Raw genomic sequence first — 665 nt, 5'->3', positions numbered from 1 at the left:
CACTCATGGTGTTCATGATACGCGCTCGCCCCGCCCGGACACCCAACAGCCCCCGACCTGCGCCAACCGGCGCGGCGGGCTAGAATGAAACCTGAATCCGCTCCGGGCCCGCTGCCATGTCCGCCACCGCCAACCGTGCCTTCGTCCTGTCCGTACTCGTGCTGTTGCTGGCGGCGACCCGGGTCAACCACTTCGCGGCGATCCCGGATGCCTCCTGGGCGGTGTTCTTCATCGGCGGCTTCTACCTGGCTGGCTGGACCCGCTGGGCGTTCCCGCTGCTGATGGTGTTCGCGGTGCTGGTGGACTGGATCGTGATCCGCAGCAGCGGCCTGGATTTCTGGCAGCACTACTGCGTGTCGCCGGGCTACTGGCTGCTGCTGCCGGCGTATTTCTCGCTGTGGGCCGGCGGCATGCTGCTGGGCCGCAACTACCAGGGGGCACGCTGGCCGGTACTGGCCAAGGGCGCGCTGCTGCTGGTGGCCTCGGTGGCGGTCTGTCACCTGCTCGCGCAGGGCGGCTTCTACTGGACCAGCCGCAACGTGGCCGAACCGACGCTGGCCGGCTGGGCACAGAACTACGCACAGTGGTTCGGGCCGTACCTGCGCACCACCGCCATCTACGTGGCGCTGGCCGCCGCCCTGCAGCTGGCCGTGGAGCAGGTACTG

The 665-nt window shown here is 68.7% G+C and carries 1 protein-coding gene; it reads left to right on the top strand.

Features of this window, described 5'->3' with window-relative positions:
• Window positions 1-116: 116 nt before the first annotated feature.
• A partial coding sequence (locus D7X55_RS45870; protein ID WP_121725721.1) for a hypothetical protein occupies window positions 117-665 on the top strand: 549 nt, incomplete at its 3' end.

Source organism: Corallococcus sp. AB049A (genome assembly GCF_003668885.1).
Lineage (GTDB): Bacteria > Myxococcota > Myxococcia > Myxococcales > Myxococcaceae > Corallococcus > Corallococcus interemptor.
This window is presented reverse-complemented; position numbering and strand designations above follow the sequence as displayed.